Origin of the sequence: Paenibacillus xylanivorans (assembly GCF_001280595.1) — a bacterium.
Lineage (GTDB): Bacteria > Bacillota > Bacilli > Paenibacillales > Paenibacillaceae > Paenibacillus > Paenibacillus xylanivorans.
This window is the reverse complement of sequence record NZ_LITU01000072.1, coordinates 1-270: the sequence shown is the minus strand read 5'-3', so window position 1 is coordinate 270 and position 270 is coordinate 1. Positions and strand designations below refer to the sequence as shown.

The window sequence follows — 270 nt, the reverse complement described above, 5'->3', positions numbered from 1 at the left end:
GCTACTTGAACCGAACAAGCATTCATCCATAAAAGGAATGTTCTAAATCGCAATTTTCGTTTCGATATCTAGTTTTCAAAGAACAAGCTTGTAAAATCTTGTTGGTGGAGCCAAGCGGGATCGAACCGCTGACCTCCTGCTTGCAAGGCAGGCGCTCTCCCAGCTGAGCTATGGCCCCTCAAATTCCATCAAAACTGAACAAATGGATAAGTAACTGTGTTACTGTTGCAGATCTAGTCTGCTATTTGAATGTTTCCACTCGGGAAACGA

General features: G+C 43.7%; 1 tRNA gene. It reads right to left on the bottom strand.

What is annotated here, in order from left to right:
* Positions 1-102 precede the first annotated feature (102 nt).
* Positions 103-178: transfer RNA gene (locus tag AMS66_RS23070), tRNA-Ala, on the bottom strand.
* Between the last annotated feature and the right edge of the window lie 92 nt (positions 179-270).